At 39.0% G+C, this 2,218-nt stretch carries 3 protein-coding genes; 1 reads left to right on the top strand and 2 read right to left on the bottom strand.

The annotated features are described in order from the left end of the window. Positions 1 to 684, top strand: a 684-nt coding sequence (locus tag F6K22_RS39180) for a topoisomerase C-terminal repeat-containing protein (protein ID WP_293110379.1), incomplete at its 5' end; no start/stop codon positions are given. Positions 685 to 1,604: 920 nt separating this feature from the next. On the opposite strand, the gene F6K22_RS42830 is transcribed toward F6K22_RS39180, so the two are convergent. Together F6K22_RS42830 and F6K22_RS42825 are read right to left on the bottom strand one after the other, a co-directional pair. Further along, on the bottom strand, positions 1,605 to 1,748 hold the full coding sequence (locus tag F6K22_RS42830; protein WP_363275414.1) for a hypothetical protein: 144 nt from the start codon (positions 1,746 to 1,748) through the stop codon (positions 1,605 to 1,607). Between the two features lie 81 nt (positions 1,749 to 1,829). Beyond that, a complete protein-coding gene (locus F6K22_RS42825) occupies positions 1,830 to 2,120 on the bottom strand; it encodes a DUF29 family protein (protein WP_363275412.1) in 291 nt (96 codons plus the stop codon). Positions 2,121 to 2,218: the final 98 nt, after the last annotated feature.

Below are 2,218 nucleotides of genomic sequence, written 5' to 3'. Positions count from 1 at the left end.
CTAGACCCAGAACAAATAGAGAAAATTCTTAAGCAAAAAACAGAAGGTCCAGAGGAATTAGGTATTCATCCAGAGGAAGATAAACCTATATATGTAATGACTGGTCGTTACGGTCCTTATGTACAGTTGGGTGACGAGTTAGAGGGAAGTAAGAAGAAACCTAAACGAGCCTCTTTGCCAAAAGGTGTAAATATGGAAAATGTGACTTTGGAAATGGCGATCGGGTTATTATCTTTACCTCGTACTTTGGGAACTCATCCAGAAACAGGTTGTAAAATTCAAACTAATTTAGGACGTTTCGGTCCTTATGTTGTTCACGACCAAGGAAAGGAGGGTGGCAAAGATTATCGTTCTTTGAAAGCTGGGGATGATGTTTTGACTATTACTTTGGAACGTGCTTTGGAGTTATTGGCTCAACCTAAAAGAGCGAGACGGGGTAGTGCTAAGGCTACTCCTCCACTGAAAGATTTGGGTAAACATCCTGAAGATGGTGAGGCAGTAGGTATTTATGATGGTAAGTATGGACCTTATGTGAAGTATGGTAAGGTTAATGCTTCTTTGCCGAAGGATATGTCTGTTGAGGATATGACTTTGGAAAAAGCTTTGGAACTTTTGCAGGCTAAAGCTAGTAGTAAAAAGTCTACTCGTGGTAGGAAGTCTACAAAAAGTAAAGCAGAAAATTAATTAGGGTTTGGGAGGAGTCAGGAGTCGTAGGGGCGAATGGCCATTCGCTCGTACAGAATAAATGGGAATCATAGAAGAGCTAGGAGGAAAAATAATCTCTTGATTTTTATGCAATAATTTGTGAAAAAACTCTAGGGGTTTGGTCTCCAAACCCTAACCATTTTCCTAGTCTCTAGCCACAAGTTAACAACTTCAGAACTTACGCTCAGGTACTATATATAGAGTTCAAAAACTATAACGTTATAGTTTTGAACGCTACATATATTATAGACATATATTATAGTCTCTGGGTAAGTTGTAAACTTATCTCAACGTTGGTTGAAGACCCGCGCTCTCCGGTCACGGGAGCGTCCCATGGGAAAACCAATCAATAAGAGCGGTTCTTACAATAGTGTGCTCCTCAATAGAATAAGGCTGCTGGGCTAGCAGTGTCTAGGAGAGCCGTCGGATTGGCGACGTACTGTGGAGCGCGCCTTTAGACCGATGCATAGGTTCGGCCTCCGAGGCAGGTGCTATGTTTCGCTTCGCGACATGAAAAGCGCAGCTCCTCCGTTTGCGTAGCATTCCGAAGGAAAGGAGGCAAGAGGCAGCAGAAAGTCCCTATCAGTGATGTTAGGGAATCCCGCCCTGTCTCGTAGAGCAGCGTCGGGAGGATGTCAATACTCGTAACCTAACAAGTTGTCATATCAAATCCGGTTAAACAGTTATAGATTGATTAAGTCGTAATTGAGTCAACCCACCCCTAACCCCTCCCTGGAGGGGAAGTCAGTCGGACCGAGTCAGGAGGGGAGAGAATTACAAAGATTGAGTAGTTATGACGATTGGAGAATTTTTTTATGTCCAATCAAGCGGATTTGATATCATACCAATTTTCAAGAAAATGCCTTATTTCTAAGAACCCTACTCCCTACTCCCTATGATTATTTTCCTAGTCTCCAATTTTCTCCACCAGGCAACTCAGTCAAAAAATTATTAATTACTGTAGGTAATTCTTTTTTAGAGTAGTTATAAGTGAGTGCTAGTAAATTTTGAGCTATTTTTATTACTTGATTTTTATCGACCATATCTAAAAGTTGAAAAGGTGTATAAATTCCACCTAAAACTTCTAGACCAGCATCACGAATTGCAACTTCTATCCCTTCTTCTCAGATGGTTTGCCATTGGTCTTGGTTAATGTAATAAGATTTTCGATTATCCTGAAGATTGATTTTTTTGATTTCTATTAGTGAACCATGAATAGAAGCTGCCCAAGAATTTGTTAACCTTTGCTCCAGTTGATTTTTTATTAGATGTATTAACATTCTAATTACAAAAGATTCAATGGCATTAATTTTTGTTTGCCGACTCATGCCATCTAATTCATATATCAAAGCTAAAACATCTTCGTAGCGTTGCTCTAAAATACTATTTTTGAAATCTTCTAATTCTTGAATCATTGCTTAAATAGTGTTGATGGATAAAAAAAATTTTTTGGTAGAGATTAAAGTTATTTGATGATTATATCAAGTCAATTCTTGAGTAGAAGAAGGATATA

It is taken from the genome of Okeania sp. SIO2F4, assembly GCF_010672385.1.
GTDB lineage: Bacteria > Cyanobacteriota > Cyanobacteriia > Cyanobacteriales > Microcoleaceae > Trichodesmium.
This window is presented reverse-complemented; position numbering and strand designations above follow the sequence as displayed.

Bases quoted from the DNA above. Each gene is read 5' to 3' on its own strand.
- F6K22_RS42830 (WP_363275414.1), bottom strand. From the start codon at position 1,748: ATGGTCGATAAAAATCAAGTAATAAAAATAGCTCAAAATTTACTAGCA.
- F6K22_RS42825 (WP_363275412.1), bottom strand. From the start codon at position 2,120: ATGATTCAAGAATTAGAAGATTTCAAAAATAGTATTTTAGAGCAACGC.